The organism is Actibacterium sp. D185-2, assembly GCF_054954595.1.
Genome location: NZ_JBPWNX010000002.1, coordinates 466,331 through 488,957, shown reverse-complemented (window position 1 = coordinate 488,957; position 22,627 = coordinate 466,331). Strand labels below are relative to the sequence as shown.

At 64.6% G+C, this 22,627-nt stretch carries 23 protein-coding genes and 1 tRNA gene; 13 read left to right on the top strand and 11 right to left on the bottom strand.

What is annotated here, in order from left to right; translation table 11 throughout:
• Nucleotides 1-102 precede the first annotated feature (102 nt).
• The 5 genes from trpE to fabI all read right to left on the bottom strand — a co-directional run bounded on the left by trpE (nt 103) and on the right by fabI (nt 6,149).
• A complete protein-coding gene (gene trpE, locus ACSR1C_RS05925; protein ID WP_460258415.1) occupies nt 103-1,617 on the bottom strand; it encodes an anthranilate synthase component I in 1,515 nt (504 codons plus the stop codon).
• A 7-nt stretch (nt 1,618-1,624) separates the two neighbouring features.
• Nucleotides 1,625-3,481, bottom strand: a complete 1,857-nt coding sequence (locus ACSR1C_RS05920; protein ID WP_460258414.1) for a peptidyl-prolyl cis-trans isomerase — start codon at nt 3,479-3,481, stop codon at nt 1,625-1,627.
• A 52-nt stretch (nt 3,482-3,533) separates the two neighbouring features.
• The gene (locus tag ACSR1C_RS05915; RefSeq protein WP_460258413.1) at nt 3,534-4,712 is read right to left on the bottom strand and encodes an aminotransferase; all 1,179 of its coding nucleotides are present in this window, start codon (nt 4,710-4,712) and stop codon (nt 3,534-3,536) included.
• Nucleotides 4,713-4,808: 96 nt separating this feature from the next.
• A complete protein-coding gene (gpt, locus tag ACSR1C_RS05910) occupies nt 4,809-5,312 on the bottom strand; it encodes a xanthine phosphoribosyltransferase (RefSeq protein ID WP_460258412.1) in 504 nt (167 codons plus the stop codon).
• 3 nt (nt 5,313-5,315) lie between these two features.
• A complete protein-coding gene (gene fabI / locus ACSR1C_RS05905; RefSeq protein WP_460258411.1) occupies nt 5,316-6,149 on the bottom strand; it encodes an enoyl-ACP reductase FabI in 834 nt (277 codons plus the stop codon).
• A 138-nt stretch (nt 6,150-6,287) separates the two neighbouring features.
• On the opposite strand from fabI, the gene pdxH reads away from it, so the two are divergent.
• The 7 genes from pdxH (at nt 6,288) to ACSR1C_RS05870 (ending at nt 13,410) form a co-directional block, all read left to right on the top strand.
• Nucleotides 6,288-6,893, top strand: a complete 606-nt coding sequence (gene pdxH / locus ACSR1C_RS05900) for a pyridoxamine 5'-phosphate oxidase (protein WP_460258410.1) — start codon at nt 6,288-6,290, stop codon at nt 6,891-6,893.
• 121 nt (nt 6,894-7,014) lie between these two features.
• Nucleotides 7,015-7,566, top strand: a complete 552-nt coding sequence (locus tag ACSR1C_RS05895; RefSeq protein WP_460258409.1) for a cold-shock protein — start codon at nt 7,015-7,017, stop codon at nt 7,564-7,566.
• Nucleotides 7,563-8,027 carry a DUF192 domain-containing protein gene (locus ACSR1C_RS05890; protein ID WP_460258408.1) on the top strand — a complete coding sequence of 155 codons (465 nt, stop codon included), beginning with the start codon at nt 7,563-7,565 and terminating at the stop codon, nt 8,025-8,027. The genes ACSR1C_RS05895 and ACSR1C_RS05890 overlap by 4 nt, the downstream gene beginning before the upstream one ends.
• 42 nt (nt 8,028-8,069) lie before the next feature.
• Nucleotides 8,070-8,146 (top strand) — tRNA-Pro (locus ACSR1C_RS05885).
• A 532-nt stretch (nt 8,147-8,678) separates the two neighbouring features.
• Complete coding sequence (locus tag ACSR1C_RS05880) at nt 8,679-12,353, top strand: vitamin B12-dependent ribonucleotide reductase (protein WP_460258407.1); 3,675 nt, start codon at nt 8,679-8,681, stop codon at nt 12,351-12,353.
• A 303-nt stretch (nt 12,354-12,656) separates the two neighbouring features.
• Nucleotides 12,657-12,902, top strand: coding sequence for an EF-hand domain-containing protein (locus ACSR1C_RS05875; RefSeq protein ID WP_460258406.1), 246 nt, complete (start codon nt 12,657-12,659; stop codon nt 12,900-12,902).
• Between the two features lie 256 nt (nt 12,903-13,158).
• Nucleotides 13,159-13,410: an EF-hand domain-containing protein gene (locus ACSR1C_RS05870; RefSeq protein ID WP_460258405.1), complete on the top strand. Its 252-nt coding sequence runs from the start codon at nt 13,159-13,161 to the stop codon at nt 13,408-13,410.
• Between the two features lie 44 nt (nt 13,411-13,454).
• Here the strand turns inward: ACSR1C_RS05870 and ilvN are convergent, their stop codons facing one another.
• The 4 genes from ilvN to ACSR1C_RS05850 form a co-directional block, all read right to left on the bottom strand.
• Nucleotides 13,455-14,015: an acetolactate synthase small subunit gene (gene ilvN / locus ACSR1C_RS05865; protein WP_460258404.1), complete on the bottom strand. Its 561-nt coding sequence runs from the start codon at nt 14,013-14,015 to the stop codon at nt 13,455-13,457.
• A 13-nt stretch (nt 14,016-14,028) separates the two neighbouring features.
• Entirely contained in the window at nt 14,029-15,783 is a 1,755-nt protein-coding gene (locus ACSR1C_RS05860; protein WP_460258403.1) for an acetolactate synthase 3 large subunit, read from the bottom strand.
• A gap of 300 nt (nt 15,784-16,083) precedes the next feature.
• Nucleotides 16,084-16,431, bottom strand: coding sequence for an antibiotic biosynthesis monooxygenase family protein (locus ACSR1C_RS05855; RefSeq protein WP_460258402.1), 348 nt, complete (start codon nt 16,429-16,431; stop codon nt 16,084-16,086).
• Nucleotides 16,428-16,754 (bottom strand): NIPSNAP family protein, encoded by a 327-nt coding sequence (locus tag ACSR1C_RS05850; protein WP_460258401.1) that lies wholly within the window; start codon nt 16,752-16,754, stop codon nt 16,428-16,430. Before ACSR1C_RS05850 ends, ACSR1C_RS05855 begins: the two co-directional genes overlap by 4 nt.
• 115 nt (nt 16,755-16,869) lie before the next feature.
• Here ACSR1C_RS05850 and ACSR1C_RS05845 point away from each other — a divergent pair, with 115 nt between their 5' ends.
• The 5 genes from ACSR1C_RS05845 (at nt 16,870) to rnd (ending at nt 21,173) form a co-directional block, all read left to right on the top strand.
• Nucleotides 16,870-17,586 (top strand): ArsR/SmtB family transcription factor, encoded by a 717-nt coding sequence (locus tag ACSR1C_RS05845; RefSeq protein ID WP_462573314.1) that lies wholly within the window; start codon nt 16,870-16,872, stop codon nt 17,584-17,586.
• Nucleotides 17,587-17,684: 98 nt separating this feature from the next.
• The gene (locus ACSR1C_RS05840) at nt 17,685-18,212 is read left to right on the top strand and encodes a hypothetical protein (RefSeq protein ID WP_460258399.1); all 528 of its coding nucleotides are present in this window, start codon (nt 17,685-17,687) and stop codon (nt 18,210-18,212) included.
• Nucleotides 18,213-18,299: 87 nt separating this feature from the next.
• Nucleotides 18,300-19,346 carry a phosphoribosylformylglycinamidine cyclo-ligase gene (purM, locus tag ACSR1C_RS05835; protein ID WP_460258398.1) on the top strand — a complete coding sequence of 349 codons (1,047 nt, stop codon included), beginning with the start codon at nt 18,300-18,302 and terminating at the stop codon, nt 19,344-19,346.
• Nucleotides 19,343-19,933: a phosphoribosylglycinamide formyltransferase gene (purN, locus tag ACSR1C_RS05830; protein WP_460258397.1), complete on the top strand. Its 591-nt coding sequence runs from the start codon at nt 19,343-19,345 to the stop codon at nt 19,931-19,933. The genes purM and purN overlap by 4 nt, the downstream gene beginning before the upstream one ends.
• Before the next feature lie 88 nt (nt 19,934-20,021).
• Nucleotides 20,022-21,173, top strand: coding sequence for a ribonuclease D (gene rnd, locus ACSR1C_RS05825; RefSeq protein ID WP_460258396.1), 1,152 nt, complete (start codon nt 20,022-20,024; stop codon nt 21,171-21,173).
• On the opposite strand, the gene ACSR1C_RS05820 is transcribed toward rnd, so the two are convergent.
• Nucleotides 21,170-21,637, bottom strand: coding sequence for a hypothetical protein (locus ACSR1C_RS05820; RefSeq protein WP_460258395.1), 468 nt, complete (start codon nt 21,635-21,637; stop codon nt 21,170-21,172). The two genes, rnd and ACSR1C_RS05820, sit on opposite strands and share 4 nt — an antisense overlap.
• A 126-nt stretch (nt 21,638-21,763) precedes the next feature.
• On the opposite strand from ACSR1C_RS05820, the gene ACSR1C_RS05815 reads away from it, so the two are divergent.
• Complete coding sequence (locus ACSR1C_RS05815) at nt 21,764-22,192, top strand: SufE family protein (RefSeq protein ID WP_460258394.1); 429 nt, start codon at nt 21,764-21,766, stop codon at nt 22,190-22,192.
• Here ACSR1C_RS05815 and ACSR1C_RS05810 read toward each other — a convergent pair.
• Nucleotides 22,172-22,429, bottom strand: a complete 258-nt coding sequence (locus ACSR1C_RS05810; RefSeq protein WP_460258393.1) for a ribbon-helix-helix domain-containing protein — start codon at nt 22,427-22,429, stop codon at nt 22,172-22,174. The genes ACSR1C_RS05815 and ACSR1C_RS05810 overlap by 21 nt on opposite strands.
• Nucleotides 22,430-22,627: the final 198 nt, after the last annotated feature.

Genomic DNA, 22,627 nt, shown 5'->3' with positions numbered 1-22,627 from the left:
ATTTCTTCTCAGTGTCAAATACTCTCGCGCGCAGCGCGAAACACGCGGCACGAAGTGCCCTGAAAGGTGTGCGCCGCAGGCGCTCGATTCAGCCGCAGGCGGTCAGCTGTTGGAGGTGCGGGCGAACAGACCGGCATCCTCGGCCGCGCGGCGGATCGCCTTGGATTTGTTCACCGTCTCCTGGAACTCGGCCTCGGGGTCGCTGTCATAGACCACCCCGCCGCCGGCCTGAATATACAGGGTCTCGTCCTTCAGCACCGCAGTGCGCAGGGCGATGCACATGTCCATGTCGCCATCGGCGCTGAAATAGCCCACGCCGCCGCCATAGACGCCGCGCTTTTCGGGCTCCAGCTCGTCGATGATCTGCATCGCCCGCACCTTGGGGGCGCCAGAGACCGTGCCGGCCGGCAGGCCTGCCAGCAGGGCCGACAGCGCGTCTTCGCCCTCGGCCAGTTCGCCGACCACGTTGGAGACGATATGCATCACATGGCTGTAGCGTTCGATGATGAATTTCTCGGTCGGGCGCACGGTGCCGATCCTGGCCACCCGGCCCACATCGTTGCGCCCCAGATCGAGCAGCATCAGATGCTCGGCCAGTTCTTTCTGGTCGGCCAGCAGGTCGGCCTCCAGCGCGCGGTCCTCTTCGGGGGTTTCGCCGCGCGGGCGGGTTCCGGCGATCGGGCGGATCGTGACCTCGCCCTCGCGCAGCCGCACCAGGATCTCGGGGCTGGCGCCGATCACCTGAAAGCCGCCGAAGTTGAAGAAGAACATGAAGGGCGAGGGGTTGGTGCGGCGCAGGCTGCGGTAAAGCGCGAAGGGCGGCAGCTTGAATTCCTGCCGCCAGCGCTGCGCGGGCACGACCTGAAAGATGTCGCCGGCGCGAATGTAATCCTTGGCCCGCTCGACCGCTGCCATATAGCCCGCCTTGGTGAAGTTCGATACCGGATCGCCGACCGGGGTCGCGTCGCCCAGATCGCGGCTGGCATCGGGGATCGGGCGTTCCAGTTCGCGCACCGCGTCCATCACCCGTTCGGCGGCCTGGGCATAGGCCGCCCGCGCCGTCAGGCCGGATCCGGCCCAGGCGGGCGAGACCACCGTGACCTCGCCCTTGACCCCGTCCAGCACTGCCACCACCGAGGGGCGCAGCATCACCGCGTCGGGCAGGTTCAGCGGGTCGGGGTTCACGTCGGGCAGGTGTTCGACCAGCCGGATCATGTCATAGCCCAGATAGCCGTAAAGCCCGGCCGCGATCGGGGGCAGGTTGTCGGGCAGGTCGATCCGGCTCTCGGCCAGCAGCGCGCGCAGTGTGTCCAGCGGCGCGCCGTCCAGATCGTCAAAGCTGTCGGGATCGAACCGGGCCTGCCGGTTGATCCGGCTTCGGGTGCCGTGGCAGTCCCAGATCAGGTCGGGCTTCAGGCCGATCACCGAATAGCGGCCGCGCACCTCGCCGCCGGTGACCGATTCCAGCATGAAGCTGTCCTTGCGGGCGCCGGCCAGTTTCAGCATCAGGCTGACCGGCGTGTCCAGATCGGCCGCCAGCCGGGCATAGATCACCTGATTGCGGCCCGCGGCAAAGTCGGCCTCGAATGCGTCGAAGGAAGGGATCAGCGCCGCCATCTGGGCCTCACGGGAATTGTGTATGCACGGCCCGGATTGCCGCGTCGTTCAGGGTCAGCCCGGCCTCGGTCAGGCGCGACTGGGTGAAATAGGTGAACAGATCCTGGGCGATGCCTTGCCCGGCCTGCTGCTCCAGCGCGCCTTTCAGAAAGGCGGCGCTTTGATCGTCCGCATCGGCGGCCAGAACCGCGGTGACCTGTACCAGATAGACGGCGCCGGTCTCGGCGGGCACGATGGCGCCGGCACCGGCGGGCAGGGCAAAGACGGTCTCGGTCAGTTCGGGCGGGGCGACGCCGCCCCGGGTGACGGCCTCGGCGGTTTCCACGGTCAGGCCCAGCGTTTCTATTGCGTCGCCCGCGTCCAGAAGCGCCTTGAGCGAGGCCGCCTTTTCAGACAGCTGGCGGATGGTTTCCTGAGCCTGCCAACCGGCCACGGCGTCGTCGCGCACATCGTCCAGCGGGCGCAGCTGCGCGGGGTTTTCGGCATCGACCCGCAGGGCGAAAATGCCGCCATCCTCCAGATCGGCGACTTCGGGGAAATCGCCCTGTTGTGCCGCCGCAGCCGCGGCGCGGAAGGCGTCATACCCGGCGATATCCTGATCCTGCCCGTCGAAATAGGCGAGGGTGCCAAGCTGCATGTCGGTGTCGCGCGCGAGTTCCTCTAGCGTGGCGCCGGCGGCCAGCTGGTCGTCGATATCGGTGATGCCGTCGGCGATGCGGCGGCGTGCGCGGTCCAGCGCCAGCTCGGCCCGCAGATCGGGGGCGGCGTCGCCAAAGCTGATCTCGCGCGCCTCCAGCACCGCGTTCATGCGGATCAGCGCCGGGCCGAAATCGCTGGCAAGCGGGCCCGCCACTCCGGGGGCGTCCAGCGCAAAGACCGCGTCACCCGCAGCGCCCAGATCAGCGCGGGCGACATCGCCCAGATCGACGTCGGACAGTTGCAGCCCGCGTTCCTGAACCAGCGTTTCGAACGTGACCTCGCCCGCGTCCAGCCGGTCCTTGGCGGCCTGCGCCTCGGCCTCGCTGGGGAAGACCAGCCGCTCGACCAGTCGCCGTTCGGGCTGCATGAATTCGTCGATCCGTGCGTCGTAAAGCGCCTTCAGGGTGTCCTCGTCCACCTCGATACTGTCGATCAGCATGTCGGGGGTCAGCCAGGCATAGGTGATCGTCTTGCTGGCCGGGGCGGTGAAATCGGCGGTGTGCGTGTCGTAATAGGCCTGAAGCTGGGCCGCATCGGGCGCGCCCACCGGCGCATCCAGACTGGCCGCCGTCAGTTCGATCAGCGCATAGCTGCGGCGCGCGCCGATATAGTCGAACAGCACCTTGCCGTAGGCGTCGGGCGCGACCGTGCCGGCCAGAATGGCCCCTTGAAGCAGCGCGCGGGCGGTGTCGCCGCGCAGGGTTTCCTCGAACTCGGCTTCGGTCAGCCCGTTTTGCTGCAGGGTAAAGCGATAGGCTTCGCGGTCGAGCGCGCCGTCGGGGCCCTTGAACGCGTCATAGGCCAGAAGCTGGGCCCGCACCTGTTCGTCGCCCACCGAAATTCCCATCCCGGCGATTTCGTTGTCAAGCGTCGTATCGGTGATCACGCTGCTGCGGGCGCGGGTCACAAGGCCGCGCGATTCGGCCTCGGCCAGGGTCATGCGGTTGCCGCTCTGCTCTTCGGCGGCGCGCAATTCGCGGGTCAGGGCGCTGAAATAGGAATCGACCGTGATCTCGGTGTCGCCGACCGTGCCGATGCTTTGCACCGACCCGCCGAAATTGGTGACGCCGAAGCCGGTCAGACCGGCGACCAGCAGCAAAAGGATACCCCAAACCAGGATATTGCCGGTTTTCTTGCCCACGCTCATCGCTTTGCGCCCTTCCATAGCCCGCATTCTGTCGTGGCTGTGTAAGGGGTTGCTTACAGGGCCGCAAGCATCATGGGGCGAAGGCGGCCAGCCGGTCATACAGCGTGCCGATGCCCGCCCGGTCGATATTGGCGAAGGCCACCCGCAGCTGCCGTGCCCCGGCGGGGTCGGTTTCGGGCATGAACATGGTGCCGGGCAGCATCAGAACGCCCGCCTGCTGCACCAGTTTCTGCGCCAGCAGATCCGAGGGCAGGGGGTGCGGATGCTCGATATAGGCGAAATAGGCGCCCACCCCCAGCAGCCGCCAGCCGGGCAGGCGCGGCGCGCCCTCCTCGATCGCGGCGCGACGATCGAGGATCTCGGCCCGCTCGCCGGCCAGCCATTGCGCCAGGTTCTCCATCCCCCACAGGGCGGCGTGCTGCCCGATCTGGTTGGGGCAGATGGTGACGGTATCCAGGAACTTCTCGACCTCGGCCAGCCGCGCGGACGAACTGACCATCGCGCCGACCCGGTGCCCGGTCAGCCGGTAGGCCTTGGAGAAGGAATAGAGATGGATCAGCGTGTCGGGCCAGTCGGGATCGGTGAACAGATCGTGCGGCGCGCCGCTGCGGCTGTCGAAATCGCGGTAGGTTTCATCGACGATCAGCGCCAGCCCGCGCGATTTCGCCAACTCGTAAAAGGCGCGCACGGTTTCGGTCGGGTATTCCACGCCGCCGGGATTGTTCGGGGTGACCAGGACGATGGCGCGGGTGCGCGGGGTGATCAGCGCGGCGGCGGCCTCTGCGTCGGGGATCAGACTGTCGCCGGTGGCCAGCGGCACGGCCCGGACCCCGCCCATGTCGAACCACATTTTATGATTGAAATACCAGGGTGTTGGCAGAATCACCTCATCCCCTTCGCGGGCCAGCGTGACCATCGCCGCACAGAACGCCTGATTGCAGCCCGAGGTGATCGCGACCTGACCCGGCGCAATCGCCCCGCCATAGGCGACGGACCAGTCGGCGGCCAGCCGTTCACGCAAGGCCGGCAGGCCCAGAACGGGGCCGTACAGATGCGCTTCGGGCAGGTTCAGCGCCACATCGGCGATCGCTTCGCGCAGCGCGCGCGGGGGCGGATCGACCGGGGCGGCCTGACTGACATTCAGCAGCGGGCGGTCCTTGGGGAAGGCCACCCCCTGCAACCAGCGCCGCGCCTCGATCACCGGGGGCGGAAAGGTGGCGGCAAGATTGGGGTTCAGGGGATGGGTCATCGCGGTCTCCGGCACGGGGCGGCTATCGCCCGGTTTGCTTGGGCTGCATCTGACCACCGGCGCGCACGGCCCGCAAGGGCGCGGTCCGCGATGTGCTTATTCCGTGCCCCGATAGGGCTCGACATATTGCAAGGCCATGTCCCAGGGGAAGAAAATCCAGGTGTCCTGACTGACCTCGGTGATGAACGTGTCAACCAGCGGGCGGCCCTTGGGCTTGGCATAGACGGTGGCGAAATGCGCCTTGGGATACAGTTTGCGCACCAGTTCCAGCGTCTTGCCGCTGTCCACCAGATCGTCGATCACCAGAATGCCGGTGCCGTCGCCCACCGTGGCCGCATCGGGCGCCTTCAGCACGACGGCATCCGTCTGGGCCTGATGGTTGTAGGATTTGACCGAGATCGTGTCGATCACCCGTATGTCCAGTTCGCGCGCGATGATCATCGCCGGGGCCATGCCGCCGCGCGTGATCGCGACGATGGCACGCCAGGCGCCATTGTCGGGGCCGCGCCCGTCCAGCCGCCAGGCCAGCGCGCGGCTGTCGCGGTGGATCTGATCCCAACTGATGTGAAAGCCTTTTTCGTGGGGCAGGCGGTCGCTCATGGGTTATTCCCCGTTGCCGTTCTTGCGGCCGGTCACCGCGTCGATATCGGGCGCATCGACCGCCTTCATGCCGACCACATGATAGCCCGCATCCACATGCAGATTCTCGCCTGTCGTGCCCGACCCCAGATCGGACAACAGATAGACCGCCGATTTGCCGACATCGTCCTGCGTGACATTGCGCCGCAGCGGCGAGTTCAGCTCGTTCCATTTCAGGATATAACGGAAATCGCCGATGCCAGAGGCGGCCAGCGTCTTGATCGGACCGGCGGAAATCGCGTTGACGCGGATCCCGTCCTTGCCCAGATCCTCGGCCAGGTATTTTACTGACGCTTCCAGCGCGGCCTTGGCCACGCCCATCACGTTGTAATGCGGCATCACCTGTTCGGCGCCGTAATAGGTCAGCGTCAGGCACGATCCGCCATCGGTCATCAGCTTCTCGGCGCGGCGGACCACGGCGGTGAAGGAATAGACCGAGATATCCATTGTCATCCGGAAGTTTTCCGCGCTGGTATCGACATAGCGGCCACGCAGCTCGTTCTTGTCGGAAAAGCCGATCGCGTGAACGATGAAGTCCAGCTTGCCCCATTCGCGCGCCAGCGTCTCGAACAATGCGTCGATCGAGGCCTCGTTACTGACATCGCATTCAACCACCAGATCCGATCCGACCTGCGCGGCCAGCGGCGCCACACGTTTTTTCAGGGCCTCGCCCTGATAGGAAAACGCCATCTGCGCGCCATGCTCGGCGCAGGCGCGGGCGATCCCCCACGCGATGGACTTATCATTCGCCAGCCCCATGATAAGGCCGCGCTTCCCTTCCATTAGTTTCGTTGACATTCGGTGCCCCTCGACGACCTTTACGGAGTGTCAGAGGTTTAGGGCAAACAGATCGGTCCATCAAGGGCGTCGGGATGTGGTGTTTCCATTGACCGTCTGGTAAAAAATCTTACGTGCCGTCATCCGATGGAGGGGTTTATGACAGAACGCAGCGGAATTTTCGCGGGTGACGATCCGTTCGATCTGGCCCGGTCCTGGATGGCCGAGGCCGAAAAATCCGAACCGAACGATCCCAACGCCATCGCGCTTGCCACGGTGGATGCGGCGGGCCTGCCCAATGTGCGCATGGTGCTGTTGAAAGAGATCGAGGCGGACGCCTTTGTTTTCTATACCAATTACGACAGTGCCAAGGCCGCGGAAATCGACGGTGCCGGACAGGCCGCTTTTGTGCTGCACTGGAAATCCCTGCGCCGCCAGATCCGGGTGCGCGGCGTGACCGAACGCGAGGAGGGGCCGCAGGCGGATACCTATTTCGCCTCGCGTTCCTTGAAAAGCCGACTGGGGGCCTGGGCCTCGAAACAGTCGCAGCCGCTCAGTTCGCGCGGGGCGCTGATGGCCGAGGTCGCGCGGGTAACGGCCGAGCAGGGCATGGCGCCGCGACGTCCGCCCTTCTGGGGCGGCTATCGGATCCGGCCGGTGGAAATCGAGTTCTGGGCCGATGGCGCATTCCGGCTGCATGACCGGTTCCGCTGGCGGCGGGAAACACTGGGCGACAGTTGGGAAATTCAGCGTCTCAACCCCTGACATTCACGCATCGCGAAATGCAACCATAGGAAATACAATAACAAAAATGGCTTGCAGTCTACGCCGTGTCTGTCACAACAGAGCGCGGGGCACTCACGAACAAAAATGCGAACACAAGACTATGAGCGAACAGGACGACACCGGTATCCGCACGATCATGGGCCGGGTGAAATGGTTTGACCCCGGCAAGGGGTTTGGATTCGTGGTCGCCGACGATGGTGGCCCCGACATCCTGTTGCACGCTAATGTGCTGCGGAATTTCGGCCAAAGCTCGGTGGCCGACGCCGCCGGAATAGAGCTTCGGATTCAAGATACCGAGCGTGGCATGCAGGCCACCCAGGTGCTGCGCATCGAGCCGCCCGAGATTGCGGCAATGGGGGGTACGCTGGACGATCTGGCCACAGTGGCGCCCGAGGATCTGGCCGCGATGCCGCTGGAACCCGCCCGCGTCAAATGGTTCGACAAGGGCAAGGGTTTTGGGTTTGCAAATGTCTTCGGCAGCGCCGAAGATGTGTTTGTGCATATCGAGGTGCTGCGCCGGTCGGGCTTGGCCGATCTGCAACCGGGCGAGGCGGTGTGCCTGCGCGTGGTTGACGGTAAGCGCGGGCGGATGGCAACGACGGTGAGTTCATGGGAAACTGCGGTCTTCGAACGGGCTGGCGACGCGGATTGAAAGCGGCGCTTGTGCTTGGCCTGGCGCTGATCGCCGGGCCGGTCGGCGCACAATGTTCCGACACCGCGGTGACGCTGAAAGGCGATTGGGGGCAGGCCCGGTTTCAGATCGAACTTGCCGATGATCCGGCCGAGCGTGCCCAGGGGCTGATGCAGCGCGACAGCCTGCCCGCCAGCCGTGGTATGCTGTTCGTCTATCCCGCCCCGCAACGCGCGGTGTTCTGGATGAAGAATACGTTGATTCCCCTCGACATGATTTTTCTGGATGCCACCGGTACGGTGACACATATCCACGAAAACGCGCGCCCGCTGGATGTCACACCGATCGATGGCGGCGACGACGTGCTGGCGGTGCTGGAAATCAACGGCGGGCTTGCGCGCCGCATCGGAATTACCGAGGGCAGTGTGCTGCGCCATCCGGCACTGGGGGCGAGGGCGGCCTGGCCCTGTACTGTGCCTTAGGCCTTTTCTTCCCCGGCCAGTGGAGCTATGGAAGCGGCGGATCGGGGCGTAGCGCAGCCTGGTAGCGCGACGGTTTTGGGTACCGTAGGTCGCAAGTTCGAATCTTGCCGTCCCGACCAACACTTAGCAGTGACCGAACCACCCGCGTTTACAGCTTTGTGTCGGGCCTGCGCCAAAAAAATCTGCGCCAGCCCAGGCAGAGGGGCGTTAACCTTTTCAAAGGTCACGGAAAGCTCAAGCTCTGACGGGTAACCCGATATATTGTGGTCGGTTTTCGGGTTCTCCCCAGATTTATCCTCAGACCCTGTTACAGAAATGAATCATTGCTGGGATAACCCGGCCCAGAGACTGGCCATTCGGTCAACGATAAAAACCGGCATTTGGTTCAAATTTTTCCGTTGACCCGACCCCTCTACCTACGCCACCTTGTATAGGCCGGCAGGCGCACCACAACATTTTGTGTCCGCCACGGGAGGCGGGATAAAACCTCACATACCGCCGCGGGCATCGCCCGGGGTAAAGTCGCCGCAGAGGTTTGCGCGGCGAGGGGGTCTTGTTGTCTGTCGCGGGTCTGCCGGCACGAAAAAAGGGGCAAGGCGCAACGGTTCGCCGAAAGCCCACGGGATTGAAAAAAATGCGACGGGGCAGAAGATGAAAATCGAACGCAAATTCACCACAGCCGACACCCGCGCCTATGGCGCACTGGATTTCACCACCACCACATCCGAGATTCGCAATCCTGACGGCACCGTCGTGTTCGGTCTGGACAATGTGGAGATCCCGGCAGGCTGGAGCCAGGTCGCGTCGGACGTGATCGCGCAAAAGTATTTCCGCAAGGCCGGGGTGCCGGCACGGCTGAAGAAGGTAAAGGAACAGGGCGTGCCCGAGTTCCTGTGGCGTTCGGTGCCCGACGACAAGGCGCTGGAAGAATTGCCCGAGGACGAACGCTTTGGCGGTGAAATCTCGGCCAAGCAGGTGTTCGACCGGCTGGCGGGCGCGTGGTGCTATTGGGGCTGGAAGGGCGGCTATTTCAGCACCGAGGACGACGCGCGCGCCTATTTCGACGAGATGCGCTATATGCTGGCCACCCAGCGCGCAGCCCCCAACAGCCCGCAGTGGTTCAACACCGGCCTGCACTGGGCCTACGGCATCGACGGGCCGGGGCAGGGCCACTATTACGTGGATTACAAGACCGGCAAGCTGACCCGCTCCAAATCCGCCTATGAGCACCCGCAGCCGCACGCCTGCTTCATCCAGTCGGTCAAGGACGATCTGGTCAGCGATGGCGGCATCATGGATCTGTGGGTGCGTGAGGCGCGGCTGTTCAAATACGGCTCGGGCACCGGCACCAACTTCTCCAGCCTGCGGGCCGAGGGCGAAAAGCTTTCGGGCGGCGGCAAGTCCAGCGGCCTGATGGGGTTCCTGCGGATCGGCGACCGGGCGGCGGGCGCGATCAAGTCGGGCGGCACCACGCGGCGCGCGGCCAAGATGGTGATCTGCGACGCCGACCACCCCGACATCGAGGAATTCATCAACTGGAAGGTCAAGGAAGAGCAAAAGGTTGCCTCGCTCGTGGCCGGGTCCAAGATGCACGAAGAGCATCTGAACAAGATTTTCGCAGCGATCGGCACCTGGGACGGCAAGGCCGAAGACGCCTATGACCCCAAGGTCAACCCGGCGCTGAAAGCTGCGATCCGGTCGGCCAAAAAGATCGCGATCCCCGAGGCTTATGTCAAACGGGTGCTGGATTACGCAAAGCAGGGTTATGCCAGCATCGAGTTTCCGACCTATGACACCGATTGGGATTCCGAGGCCTACAGCTCCGTCTCCGGCCAGAACTCCAACAACTCCGTCCGGGTGACCGACGCCTTCCTGAAGGCTGTCGAGAACGACGACGACTGGGAACTGATCCGCCGCACCGACGGCAAGATCGCCAAGACCATCAAGGCCCGCGATCTGTGGGAACAGATCGGCCACGCCGCCTGGTCCTGCGCCGATCCGGGCATCCAGTATCACGACACGGTCAACGCCTGGCACACCTGCCCCGAAGATGGTGCGATCCGCGGTTCCAACCCGTGCTCGGAATACATGTTCCTGGACGATACCGCCTGCAACCTGGCCTCGATGAACCTGCTGACCTTCTATCAGGACGGCGCGTTTCAGGCCGAGGATTACATGCACGCCTCGCGGCTGTGGACCCTGACGCTGGAAATCAGCGTGATGATGGCGCAGTTCCCGTCCAAGGAAATCGCGCAGCTGTCCTATGACTTCCGCACGCTGGGGCTGGGCTACGCCAATATCGGCGGGCTGCTGATGAACATGGGCTTCGGCTATGACAGCGACGAAGGCCGGGCCATGGCCGGTGCGCTGACCGCGATCATGACCGGCGTCGCCTATGCCACCTCGGCCGAAATCGCGGGCGAGCTGGGCACCTTCCCGGGCTATGCCCGCAACGCACAGCACATGCTGCGCGTCATCCGCAACCACCGCAACGCCGCCTACGGCAACGGTCACGGGTATGAGGAACTGGCGGTCAAGCCGGTGCCGCTGGACCATGCCAACTGCCCGGAAGCGCGGCTGGTCGAACTGGCCATGGGCGCCTGGGACGAGGCGCTGGCGCTTGGTGAAAAGCACGGCTACCGCAATGCCCAAACGTCGGTGGTCGCGCCCACCGGCACGATCGGGCTGGTGATGGATTGCGACACCACCGGGATCGAGCCCGATTTCGCGCTGGTGAAGTTCAAGAAACTGGCCGGTGGCGGCTATTTCAAGATCATCAACCGCTCGGTTCCCGCCGCGCTTGAGGGGCTGGGTTACGGCAGCGCCCAGATCGAAGAGATCGTCAGCTATGCGGTGGGTCACGGCACGCTGGGCAATTGCCCCGGCATCAACCACACCTCGCTGATCGGCCACGGCTTCGGCCAGAACGAGCTGGAAAAGATCGAGGCCGCGCTGCCGTCGGCCTTCGACATCCGCTTCGTGTTCAACCAGTGGACCCTGGGCGAGGCGTTCTGCACCGGCACCCTGGGCATCCCGGCGGCCAAGCTGAACGATCCCACCTTCGATCTGCTGCAGCATCTGGGCTTTACCCGTGCCGATATCGAGGCGGCCAACGATCATGTCTGCGGCACCATGACCCTGGAAGGCGCGCCGTTCCTGAAGCCCGCGCATTACCACATCTTCGATTGCGCCAATCCCTGCGGCAAGAAGGGCAAGCGCTTTTTGTCGGTCGACAGCCACATCTACATGATGGCGGCGGCGCAAAGCTTTATCTCGGGGGCGATCTCCAAGACCATCAACATGCCCAATGACGCCACGATCGAGGATTGCCAGAACGCCTATGAACTGTCGTGGTCGCTGGGGGTGAAGGCCAACGCGCTGTATCGCGACGGATCGAAACTGTCGCAGCCGCTGGCCTCTGCACTGGTCGAGGATGACGAGGAGGCCGAAGAGGTGCTTGCCACCGGCAGCCCCCACGAAAGGGCCGCCATGCTGGCCGAAAAGATCATCGAGAAAGTGGTGATCAAAGAGGTGGCGCGCGGCCGTGAAAAGCTGCCCGAGCGGCGCAAGGGCTATACCCAGAAGGCCATCGTCGGCGGGCACAAGGTTTACCTGCGCACCGGCGAATACAAGGACGGCCAGCTTGGTGAAATCTTCATCGACATGCACAAGGAAGGTGCCGGCTTTCGCGCGATGATGAACAACTTCGCCATCGCCGTGTCGGTCGGCCTGCAATACGGCGTGCCGCTGGAAGAGTTCGTCGACGCCTTCACCTTCACCAAGTTCGAACCGGCAGGCATGGTGCAGGGTAACGAGACGATCAAGAACGCGACCTCGATCCTGGACTACATCTTCCGCGAATTGGCGGTGTCCTATCTCGACCGGACCGATCTGGCGCATGTGAAGCCCGAAGGCGCCACATTCGACGATATCGGCCGGGGCGAGGAAGAGGGCGTGTCCAACATCAAGGAGATGTCGGAAAGTGCGGCTTCGAAATCATTGCAGGTGCTGAAGCAGATCAGCTCGACCGGGTATCTGCGCAAGCGGATGCCGCAGGAACTGGTGGTGCTGCAGGGCGGCGGCATGGGGGCCACCGCGCTGGACAGTTCGGCCGATCCGATGGCCACGCTGCAGACGCTGGTGCCCGAAGTGGGGACCGTCGCCACCGGGCTGGCCAGCGGGGCGGTCGACATGGACCTGCGCGTCAAGGCGAAGATGCAGGGGTACGAGGGCGACCCGTGCGGCGACTGCGGCAACTACACGCTGGTGCGCAACGGCACCTGCATGAAATGCAACACCTGCGGCGGCACGTCCGGGTGTAGCTGAGACAAGCGCGCCGACGCCGGATCGAACCGGCGCCGCGCGGACTACAAGGGTTCCGGGGCGGGTGCGCTCGCCCCTGGCGCGGATCGGGCCGCAGGCAGAAACCGGGCGGTACACAAAATGAGCCTGATCAGCAAAACTGGGGCGCCTTCGGGCGCCCCTTCTTCTTTGCCGGGCGCCTTTCCGCCGATCCGCCGAAAAGGAAATCTTCCCTGCCCCGAGGGGGATGCAAACCTCTGCGCTTCGCTGCATATCTGCGTCGACGGCACTGTGCCGTTAACATTCTGAATGCAGGAGTTTTCAGATATGAAGACGATGATCATGACGCTGACCGCAGCCCTTGTATGCGCCGGGGCCGCCTTTGCCGAAATCGACATGGCCGCCATCGATACCGATGGCGACGGCAGCGTATCCTTGGAAGAGCTGCTGGTCGAATACCCCGAGCAGACCGGCGAAAGCTTTGCCGCGCTGGATAGTGATTCCGACGGAATGCTGAGCGAGGCCGAACTGGTCGCCGCGGATGAGGCCGGCCTGCTGCCCGTCTCCGAATAATCCGTCGCCGCAAACCGCACTGTCACGCCCCGATCCGCCGATCGGGGCGTTTTTCATGCGCTGAAAGCCGCCGCCATGCGGCGCGGGGGGCTTTTTGGGCAAGGTTCCGCGCCCGCCAAAGCGCCCCACAGGCAAGGTGCCGCGCTCGGCGGAAACCCCCTGTGGGCGGGTCTGTTCAGGCGGCGAAACCGGGCGCATGTCTTGGGCGGGCGGCGATGTTGCCGCCCCTTGCATCCCAAGCTGAGGAGAGAAAGACATGACACGGATTACGATGATGGCCCTTGCATCGGGCCTTGCGCTGACCGGGGCGGTTTTTGCTCAGGACACCGCAAAGATCGACGCCAATGAAGACGGCATGTTCTCGATGGAGGAGCTGCTGGTGGCCTATCCGACGCTGACCGAAGAGACCTATCTGACGATGGATAGCGACGCCGACGGTCTGATCAACGACGAGGAATTCGCGACCGCCATCGGTCAGGGCCTTCTGCCCGCTGCCGACGAGGGCTGATCCGCAATATCGAAGGTCCCCCGGCGCAAGCCGGGGGGCTTTGTTCAGATTCCGCGCGACAGGGCGGCAACGCCGGTGCGCGCGACCTCGATCAGGCCGAGCGGGCGCATCAGATCGGCGAAGGCATCTATTTTCGACGGCGGGCCGGTCAGTTCGAACACGAAGCTTTCCAGCGTGCTGTCCACCGCATTGGCGCGAAAGATATCGGCCAGGCGCAGCGCCTCGACCCGTTTTTCGCCGGAGCCGGCCACCTTGAACAGCGCCAGCTCGCGCTCGACGACGGGGCCTTCGACGGTCAGGTCATGCACTTTATGCACCGGCACGATGCGGCCCAGCTGCGCCTTGATCTGTTCGATCACCTGCGGCGTGCCGCGCGTGACCACGGTGATGCGCGACAGGTGGCCCTGATGATCCACCTCGGCTACGGTCAGGCTGTCGATGTTATAGCCCCGGCCCGAGAACAGGCCGATGACACGGGCCAGCACCCCGGCCTCGTTATCGACGATCACCGCCAGGGTGTGGGCCTCGATCACATCGGCATTGGGGTCTTTCAGGTCATAGGCCGAATGTTTCGACAGACCTTTTTTCAGTTTCAGAGCAGACATTTGCAGACCTTTCCTAAACCATCACCGCGCCCGAGGCGCCGATTGCATCCTTGGTCGAGGCTTCGCCCATCAGCATCTCGTTATGCGGCGCGCCCGAGGGGATCATCGGAAAGCAGTTTTCATGCTTTTCCACCAGGCAATCGAAAACCACTGGCCCATCATGGTTGATCATTTCCAGGATCGCGTCGTCCAGATCGGCCGGATCCTTGCACTGAATGCCCTTGGCGCCGAACGCCTCGGCCAGTTTGACGAAATCGGGCAGGGATTCGGACCACGAATGCGAATAACGCTCGCCATGCAGCAGTTCCTGCCACTGGCGCACCATGCCCAGCCGTTCGTTGTTCAGGATGAATTGCTTGACCGGCAGCCGGAACTGCATCGCGGTGCCCATTTCCTGCATGTTCATCAGCCACGACGCCTCGCCCGCGACGTTGATCACCAGCGCCTCGGGATGTGCCATCTGCACCCCGATCGAGGCCGGGAAGCCATAGCCCATCGTGCCAAGGCCGCCGCTTGTCATCCAGCGATTGGGTTCATCGAAATGCAGATATTGCGCGGCCCACATCTGATGCTGGCCGACCTCGGTGGTGATATAGCGGTCATGATCCTTGGTCAGCGCCTGCAGCCGTTGCAACGCGTGCTGCGGCTTGATCGTCTTGGCCGAATTCTTGAACGCCAGGCAATCGCGTTTCTTCCAGCCTTCGATCCGGGTCCACCATTTGGCCAGACCCTCCTTGTTGACCTTGCGGCCGCGCGATTTCCAGATCCGCAGGGCATCTTCCAGCACATGCGCCACATCGCCGACGATCGGCAGATCCACGCGGATCACCTTGTTGATCGAACTGGGATCGATGTCGATATGGGCCTTCAGCGAGTCCGGGCTGAAATCGGCGACCCGGCCGGTGATCCGGTCGTCGAACCGGGCGCCGACATTGATCATCAGATCGCAGCCATGCATCGCCAGGTTGGCCTCATACAGGCCATGCATCCCCAGCATCCCCAGCCATTTGTCGCCCGAGGCCGGATAGGCGCCCAACCCCATCAGGGTCGAGGTGATCGGAAAGCCGGTGGCCTCGACCAACTCACGCAAAAGCTGCGCGGCCGCATCGCCCGAATTGATGACCCCGCCGCCGGTATAGAAGATCGGGCGCTCGGCCATTTCGATGGCTTCGACCAGGCGGGTAATCATCTCGATATCGCCCTTGACCTGCGGCTGGTAGTGGCCAAGCGACACCTTGCGCGGCGCGGTATAGGTGCCCGAGGCGAACTGCACATCCTTGGGGATGTCGATCAGCACCGGGCCGGGCCGCCCCGAGGTCGCCACATGAAATGCCTCGTGGATGGTGCCCGACAGCTTGTCGGTATCCTTGACCAGCCAGTTATGCTTGGTGCAGGGGCGGGTGATGCCCACGGTGTCGGCCTCCTGAAAGGCGTCGTTGCCGATCATGAAGGTCGGAACCTGCCCGGTCAGAACGATGATCGGGATGCTGTCCATCAGCGCGTCGGTCAGGCCGGTCACCGCGTTGGTGGCACCGGGGCCAGAGGTCACCAGAACGACGCCGGGCTTGCCGGTCGAGCGCGCATAGCCTTCGGCGGAATGCACCGCCGCCTGCTCGTGACGCACCAGAACGTGGCGAATCTCGTTTTGCTGGAAAATCTCGTCATAGATCGGAAGCACGGCGCCGCCGGGGTAGCCGAACACCACCTCCACGCCCTGATCCTTCAGAGCCTCGACCACCATTTTCGCACCGGTCATCGCATGTGCCATCTGTCCATCCTTCGCGTCACGTTTGCGCAACAAAAAAGCCCCCGGTGTGAACGGGGGCGCATGGGGTAACCATCTGGTGTCCGTTACCGGCCCATGCGCCTTTCTCCTACAAGTACGAGAATGCAGGTCATTCCCGGGCTCCTTTCATTGCGTGCGCCGGGACATTAGGAGCGGGCATTGGGGGCGTCAACCGCCAAAATCGTGAATTTTCTGTCGTGTGGCAATAAAATCCATTCCGAAAGTTGCGCGTGACCCGGCATATGCGACATTTGGCGCATTATGGGCCGGTGAATCGGCCTGTCAGTCGCCAAGCGCCGCGCGGCTGTCGGCGGGGGCGGCGTCGCGGTCGCGCAGGCCATAGTCGCGCAGCACATGCGCCACCCGCAGCCGGTACCCGGCAAAAACCCCGCGGCGCCCGGCGGCCTGGGCGGCCCGGTGCTCGGCGGTTTCGCGCCAGCGCAGCACCGCGGCCTCGTCTTCAAAGAACGACAGCGACAGCAGCTTGTCGGGGTCGGTCAGGCTTTGAAACCGCTCGACCGAGATGAACCCCTCGATCTGTTCCAGCTCGGGGCGCAGGCGCGCGGCGATCTCCAGATAGGCGTCGCGCTGGCCGGGGGCGGGGGTAACTTCGAAAATCACGGCGATCATCGGCGGGGGGCTCCATGCGGCGCAGAGGCCAGTTTCAGAAAGGTCCGGTCTTCGCGCAGGATAAAGTTCTCGGCGCGGGCGAAGTCGTAATTTTCGCGCCCCAGCGGATCGGCGGCCAGCGTGGCGCGATAGGTTTCGTATGCGGCCAGCGACGGCAGGCTGTAAACCCCATAGGCTAGGGTGGCCGATCCTTCGTGCGGGGCGAAATAGCCGATCAGATCGGCACCGCAGCGCGGAATACACTGGCCCCAGGTGCGGGCATAGCGTTCGAACTGTTCTTTTTTGTTGGGGTCGATCTGATAGCGGATGAAACAGGTCAGCATGGCAGTCTCCTTATGTGTCCGGGGCTGTTGTGCCATGACGGTGGCCGCCGATGGTTCGATACGGATCGAAGTGTAGGCGGTTGACCGGCGCGGCGTGCTGGCGCAGCGTGGCGGCATGAAAGAGGGGCCCGATATCGCCCGCATGGCCGCGCTGATCGGTGATCCCGCCCGCGCCAACATGCTGATGGCACTGATGAGCGGCAAGGCCCTGACCGCGGGCGAGCTGGCGGCCGAGGCCGGGGTGACGCCGGCCACCGCCTCCAGCCATTTGCGGCAGATGGACCAGGCCGGGCTGATCCGTGCGCGCAAGCAGGGGCGGCACCGCTATTTCACGCTGGCCGATGACGATGTCGGCCAGGCGCTGGAGGCCTTGATGGGGCTGGCGGCGGCGCGCGGCCATTTGCGCACCCGCACCGGCCCGCGCGACCCGGCGCTGCGCGCGGCGCGGGTGTGCTATGACCATCTGGCGGGCGCGCGCGGGGTGGCGGTGTTCGACAGCATGGCGGCGCGCGGTTTCTTGCAGGTGGCGGGTGACGGGGTCGCGCTGACCGGCGCGGGGCGCGATTTCGTGGCCGGGCTGGGTGTCGATTCGGCGGCACCGGGCGGGCGTGGGCGGCCGCTGTGCCGCGCCTGTCTGGACTGGTCGGAACGGCGCAGCCATCTGGGCGGGCGGCTGGGCGCGGCGCTGCTGACCCGGTTCTGCGATCTGGGCTGGGCCCGGCGCGAGGCAGACAGCCGTGTGGTGCATATCACGGATCGGGGCGCGTTCGACCGCGCCTTTCCGGCGGCGCAGCGGGGCGTTGACATACCCGATAAAAACAATCAGGATTGAATGACCCAGCACACGGCCCCGTCAGGGCCGCCGCCCGGCAGCATCGCAACCAGGGGCAGGGGTCGCGACCCCGCCGCCGCCAGACCGGGCCTGATCACATGACACGCAAACCGCATTCCGCCGCCACCCAGCCCCACGCCGACACGGCCCGCCATATCTGCGGCATCCCCAAGCCGGGCGAGGTGTTGATCGCCCGTGCCGGGTTCGACCGGTTCGAATCCGACGCCCTGTTCGTGATGCGCCACGTCTTTCTGACCATGCAGCCAAACCCGTCCCGCGCGGGCGCCGATCCTTACGCCGCGGCCGAAACCGCCTTTGACGGCCGCGCGGGGATCGAACTGGCCACGGCGCTGGTGGCTTTGGTGCAGACCATGGCGATGGGGCGCAGCGCCGGGTTCAGCTTTTCCAACCCCTATTGCGCGGGCTGCGCCGGGGTGCTGACCGGTTGTGAGCGGCACCTGCTCAGCCTGCTGCACCTCACGCGGCGCGGGGCCGAGGGGCGCGCAATGGTCCATGCGCTGATGCTGTGTGACCGCGCCCCGGCGCAGGCCCTGCTGGCCGCCGCGCATGAGGTCGCGCGCCGCGCGCCGCATGTTCGCCCGTTCGGTGCGCCCGCCGATCGGTGAAAAAATACGGCCCGGTCCGGTCCCCCTTGCATTGTCGCGCCGCCGCGGATCGTTTATCGAGCGGCGACAAGCTATAAGGGGTGCGCCATGACCACCGGGAAAAACGGGATGACATACGCCGACGCCGGCGTGGATATCGACGCGGGCAACGCGCTGGTGGACCGGATCAAGCCGGCCGCCAAACGCACGGCCCGGCCCGGGGTGATGTCGGGGCTGGGCGGTTTCGGCGCGCTGTTCGATCTGAAGGCCGCGGGCTATGTCGATCCGGTTCTGGTCGCGGCCACCGACGGGGTGGGCACCAAGCTGCGGATCGCCATCGATACCGGCGACGTCGGCGGCGTGGGCATCGACCTGGTGGCGATGTGCGTCAACGATCTGGTCTGTCAGGGCGCCGAGCCGCTGTTCTTTCTCGATTACTTCGCCACCGGCAAGCTGGCGGTCGATGAGGCCGCAAAAGTGGTCGAAGGCATCGCCGAGGGTTGCGTGCGGTCGGGCTGCGCGCTGATCGGCGGCGAGACGGCGGAAATGCCGGGCATGTATCATGACGGCGATTTCGATCTGGCCGGTTTCGCCGTCGGCGCGATGGAGCGTGGCGCCGATCTGCCCGCCGGCGTGGCCGAAGGCGACGTACTGCTGGGGCTGGCCTCGGACGGGGTGCATTCGAACGGCTATTCGCTGGTGCGCAAGGTGGTGGAACTGGCCGGGCTGTGCTGGGACGCGGACTGTCCCTTCGCCGATGGCCCGCTGGGCGCGGCGCTGCTGACGCCCACACGGCTTTACGTCAAACCGGCGCTGGCGGCGGTGCGGGCGGGCGGTGTGCATGCGCTGGCCCATATCACCGGGGGCGGTCTGACCGAGAACCTGCCGCGCGCGCTGCCCGAAGGGCTGGGCGCGCAGATCGATCTGGACGCCTGGGCATTGCCGCCGGTGTTCCGCTGGCTGGCCGAAACCGCCGGGATGGATCAAGCCGAACTGCTGAAAACCTTCAACAGCGGCATCGGCATGATCGCCGTGGTCGCAGCGGCGCAGGCGGATGCCATCGCCGCAGTGCTGGCGGATCAGGGCGAAACCGTGTTCCGCATCGGCACCGTGACGGCGGGCGACGGCGTCAGCTATGCAGGCGCGCTGCTTTGAAGCGGGTCGCCATTCTGATCTCGGGCGGCGGGTCGAACATGATCGCGTTGGCGCAAAGCATGACCGGCGATCACCCGGCGCGCCCGGTTCTGGTGCTGTCGAACGATCCCGCGGCTGGCGGGTTGGCCAAGGCGGCGGCGATGGGCATCCCCACAGCGGCGGTCGATCACAGACCCTTCGGCAAGGACCGCGCCGCGTTCGAGGCTGCCCTTCAGGCCGAATTGCAAAAGGCCGCGCCCGATATTCTGTGCCTGGCCGGGTTCATGCGGATCCTGACCCCCGGTTTCATCGCGCAATGGGACGGGCGGATGCTGAACATCCACCCGTCGCTCTTGCCGAAATACCGCGGGTTGCACACCCATGCCCGCGCGCTGGACGCGGGCGATGCCGAACACGGCTGCACCGTGCACGAGGTCACTGCAGAGCTGGACGATGGCCCGATTCTGGGGCAGGCGCGGGTGCCGGTTCTGCCCGGTGACACGCCGGACACGCTGGCCGCGCGGGTGCTGCCGATGGAGCATCGCCTGTACCCCGCCGTGCTGCGCCGCTTCGCCGCCGGCGACCGTGATCCGGTGCTGCTGCCCTGAAGTCTTTCCTTTTTGCACGGGATTGCCTAAACCTGCAAAACGGCCGGGCACTCAATGACCCGCCACAGACAAAGAACAGCGACCCTGCATGCGAACACTGACCCAGACTGACGAGCTTGCCACCTTCTGCGCCGAGGCGAAGAAGGGCCCTTATGTCACGATCGACACCGAATTCCTGCGCGAACGCACCTATTACGCCAAGCTGTGTCTGGTGCAGCTCGCGCTGCCGGGGGACGGCGAGGCGGTGCTGGTCGATCCCCTGGCCGAAGGCCTGTCGCTTGATCCGCTCTACGATCTGTTTCGCGACACGAACGTGGTCAAGGTGTTCCACGCCGCGCGTCAGGATCTGGAGATTTTCTTTGTCGAGGGCAAGGTGTTCCCCGAACCGATGTTCGACACCCAGGTCGCCGCCATGGTGTGTGGCTTTGGCGAGCAGGTCGGCTATGAAACGCTGGTGCGCAAGATCGCCAAGGCGCCGCTGGACAAGACCTCGCGCTTTACCGACTGGTCGCGCCGGCCGCTGACCGATGCGCAGAAAACCTATGCGCTGGCCGATGTCACCCATCTGCGGGTGATCTATGAATTTCTCGACGCCGAGCTTGAAAAAAGCGGGCGCAGCAAGTGGTTGCGCGAAGAGCTTCGTGTTCTGACCGACCCGGAAACCTATATCGTGCGTCCGTCCGAGGCGTGGCAGCGCGTCAAGACCCGCACCCATAGCGGCAAGTTCCTGGCCGTGGTGCGCGAACTGGCGCGGTTCCGCGAAGGCTATGCCCAGTCGCGCAACGTGCCGCGCAGCCGGGTGTTCAAGGACGATGCACTGCTGGAACTGGCCTCGACCAAGCCGCAGAACGCGACCGACCTGTCGCGCTCGCGGCTGTTGCTGCGCGAGGCGCGCCGGGGCGAGATCGCGGACGGAATCTTTGCCGCGGTGAAAATCGCGTCAGAAATGGCGCCCGAGGATTACCCCAAGCCCGACCTCAGCAACGACAAGCTGCAAGTCAACCCGGCGCTGGCCGATCTGCTGCGCGTGCTGCTGAAATCCAAGGCCGAGAACGCGGGCGTGGCGCAAAAGCTGATCGCCTCGGCCGCCGATCTGGATCAGATCGCCGCCGGACAGCGCGACGTGATGGCGCTAAAGGGCTGGCGGGCCGAGGTATTCGGCAATGATGCGCTGCGGCTGTGCAAGGGCGAACTGGCCCTGGCCGCAAAAGGCAGCAGCGTCATGGTGGTCGAACTTTAGCGCCGGCTGCTGCGCTGATTTCTTGCGGCTTTGACCACGATCGTGGTCACATTCGCAAGCGACTGATCCGACACGAACGTTCCCGCCGTCACCTCGCGCGACGGTTCGCTGCCCGTGGTGGTGGCCGTGGCGGGCGGATAGGCCAGAAACTGATAGGTCAGAACGCCGTCCACCGGCTTGCCGTCATTTTCGGCCAGCAGTTCGGCGGCCCAATAGCCCTGACGCGGGGGCAGGCCGATCGCGGTCACGACGGCGCCACCCGGCACCTTGTCCACGCTCAGCCCGGTCACCTGATCGACCTGCGGCCGGTCGTCGATGATGGTGGTGCCGGGGATGTCGGCGGTCACGGTATCTTCGGTGCTGCCGCCGAACCAGTTGAACGGGTTGGCGCGCGAATTGCGCACCGTGTCACAGGCGCTCAGAACCAGCACGGCCGACAGGGCGGCAAGAAGCGGTGTCTTCATCTTTATCCCTCGCATTGCCCCACCGGGTTAGCGGAATCCGGGACGGTTGAAAAGCCGTTCCCGGGCGGGTCTGGACCTTTGCCGGGCAAGGGCTTAGGTCAGGGTCGAAAATACAGGGGATGCGCCATGGCCAGCGAAGCCTTCGAAGAGATTGTCGAGACGTTCGAGTTTCTGGAGGACTGGGAAGATCGGTACCGCCATGTGATCGAACTGGGCCGCGCGATGGCGCCGCTGGACGATGCGGTCAAGGTGCCGGCCACCAAGGTCGAGGGCTGCGCCAGCCAGGTCTGGCTGCTGCCCAAGATCGAGGGTGCCGGGCCGGGGGCGGTCTTCCGGTTTCAGGGCGAAAGCGACGCGATGATCGTGCGCGGGCTGATCGCGATCCTGCATGCGCTTTACGCGGGGTTGAGCGTGACCGAGGTCTTGCAGGTCGATGCCGGGGCCGAACTGGCCCGGCTGGGGCTGAACGATCATCTGTCGGCGCAACGCTCGAACGGATTGCGCGCGATGGTCGAGCGGATCCGGCTACTGGCGTCAGAGGCCGCCGCGGGCTGATCCCGCCCCGGACCCTGCGGCGCGGTCCCGGTAATAGCGCAGCACATACAGCCGAATCGCCGAGGCCAGACCGGTTTCCAGATCGCGCCCCGCGTCGATTTCGGCCGCCAGCGCGTTGATCGGCGTGTCCTTTTCGGCGGCGATTTCGCGGAACGCCTGCCAGAACGCATCTTCCAGCGACACGCTGGTGCGGTGGCCCTTCAGCGTGAGCGAGCGTTTTACCGGTCTGGTCGACATGGGCATTCTGATCCTTTGTGTGACGCTATTATGATTCGCCTGGTTTCGTCTCGAGCTGGGGCGCGTGCAGATAACAGTTGTTCCACATAGGGAAACGATCGGTCCAAATGCCCATCTTTGCTTAACAAATGGAAAAGGTTGACATTATTCTGCCTTAATGACGCCACGAATTTGTCTTGCACCCGCAGAAATTTGTAT

Coding starts and splice junctions, on each gene's coding strand:
- trpE (WP_460258415.1), bottom strand. CDS start 1,617: ATGGCGGCGCTGATCCCTTCCTTCGACGCATTCGAGGCCGACTTTGCC.
- ACSR1C_RS05920 (WP_460258414.1), bottom strand. CDS start 3,481: ATGGAAGGGCGCAAAGCGATGAGCGTGGGCAAGAAAACCGGCAATATC.
- ACSR1C_RS05915 (WP_460258413.1), bottom strand. CDS start 4,712: ATGACCCATCCCCTGAACCCCAATCTTGCCGCCACCTTTCCGCCCCCG.
- gpt (WP_460258412.1), bottom strand. CDS start 5,312: ATGAGCGACCGCCTGCCCCACGAAAAAGGCTTTCACATCAGTTGGGAT.
- fabI (WP_460258411.1), bottom strand. CDS start 6,149: ATGTCAACGAAACTAATGGAAGGGAAGCGCGGCCTTATCATGGGGCTG.
- pdxH (WP_460258410.1), top strand. CDS start 6,288: ATGACAGAACGCAGCGGAATTTTCGCGGGTGACGATCCGTTCGATCTG.
- ACSR1C_RS05895 (WP_460258409.1), top strand. CDS start 7,015: ATGAGCGAACAGGACGACACCGGTATCCGCACGATCATGGGCCGGGTG.
- ACSR1C_RS05880 (WP_460258407.1), top strand. CDS start 8,679: ATGAAAATCGAACGCAAATTCACCACAGCCGACACCCGCGCCTATGGC.
- ACSR1C_RS05875 (WP_460258406.1), top strand. CDS start 12,657: ATGAAGACGATGATCATGACGCTGACCGCAGCCCTTGTATGCGCCGGG.
- ACSR1C_RS05870 (WP_460258405.1), top strand. CDS start 13,159: ATGACACGGATTACGATGATGGCCCTTGCATCGGGCCTTGCGCTGACC.
- ilvN (WP_460258404.1), bottom strand. CDS start 14,015: ATGTCTGCTCTGAAACTGAAAAAAGGTCTGTCGAAACATTCGGCCTAT.
- ACSR1C_RS05860 (WP_460258403.1), bottom strand. CDS start 15,783: ATGGCACATGCGATGACCGGTGCGAAAATGGTGGTCGAGGCTCTGAAG.
- ACSR1C_RS05855 (WP_460258402.1), bottom strand. CDS start 16,431: ATGATCGCCGTGATTTTCGAAGTTACCCCCGCCCCCGGCCAGCGCGAC.
- ACSR1C_RS05850 (WP_460258401.1), bottom strand. CDS start 16,754: ATGCTGACCTGTTTCATCCGCTATCAGATCGACCCCAACAAAAAAGAA.
- ACSR1C_RS05845 (WP_462573314.1), top strand. CDS start 16,870: ATGAAAGAGGGGCCCGATATCGCCCGCATGGCCGCGCTGATCGGTGAT.
- ACSR1C_RS05840 (WP_460258399.1), top strand. CDS start 17,685: ATGACACGCAAACCGCATTCCGCCGCCACCCAGCCCCACGCCGACACG.
- purM (WP_460258398.1), top strand. CDS start 18,300: ATGACCACCGGGAAAAACGGGATGACATACGCCGACGCCGGCGTGGAT.
- rnd (WP_460258396.1), top strand. CDS start 20,022: ATGCGAACACTGACCCAGACTGACGAGCTTGCCACCTTCTGCGCCGAG.
- ACSR1C_RS05820 (WP_460258395.1), bottom strand. CDS start 21,637: ATGAAGACACCGCTTCTTGCCGCCCTGTCGGCCGTGCTGGTTCTGAGC.
- ACSR1C_RS05815 (WP_460258394.1), top strand. CDS start 21,764: ATGGCCAGCGAAGCCTTCGAAGAGATTGTCGAGACGTTCGAGTTTCTG.
- ACSR1C_RS05810 (WP_460258393.1), bottom strand. CDS start 22,429: ATGTCGACCAGACCGGTAAAACGCTCGCTCACGCTGAAGGGCCACCGC.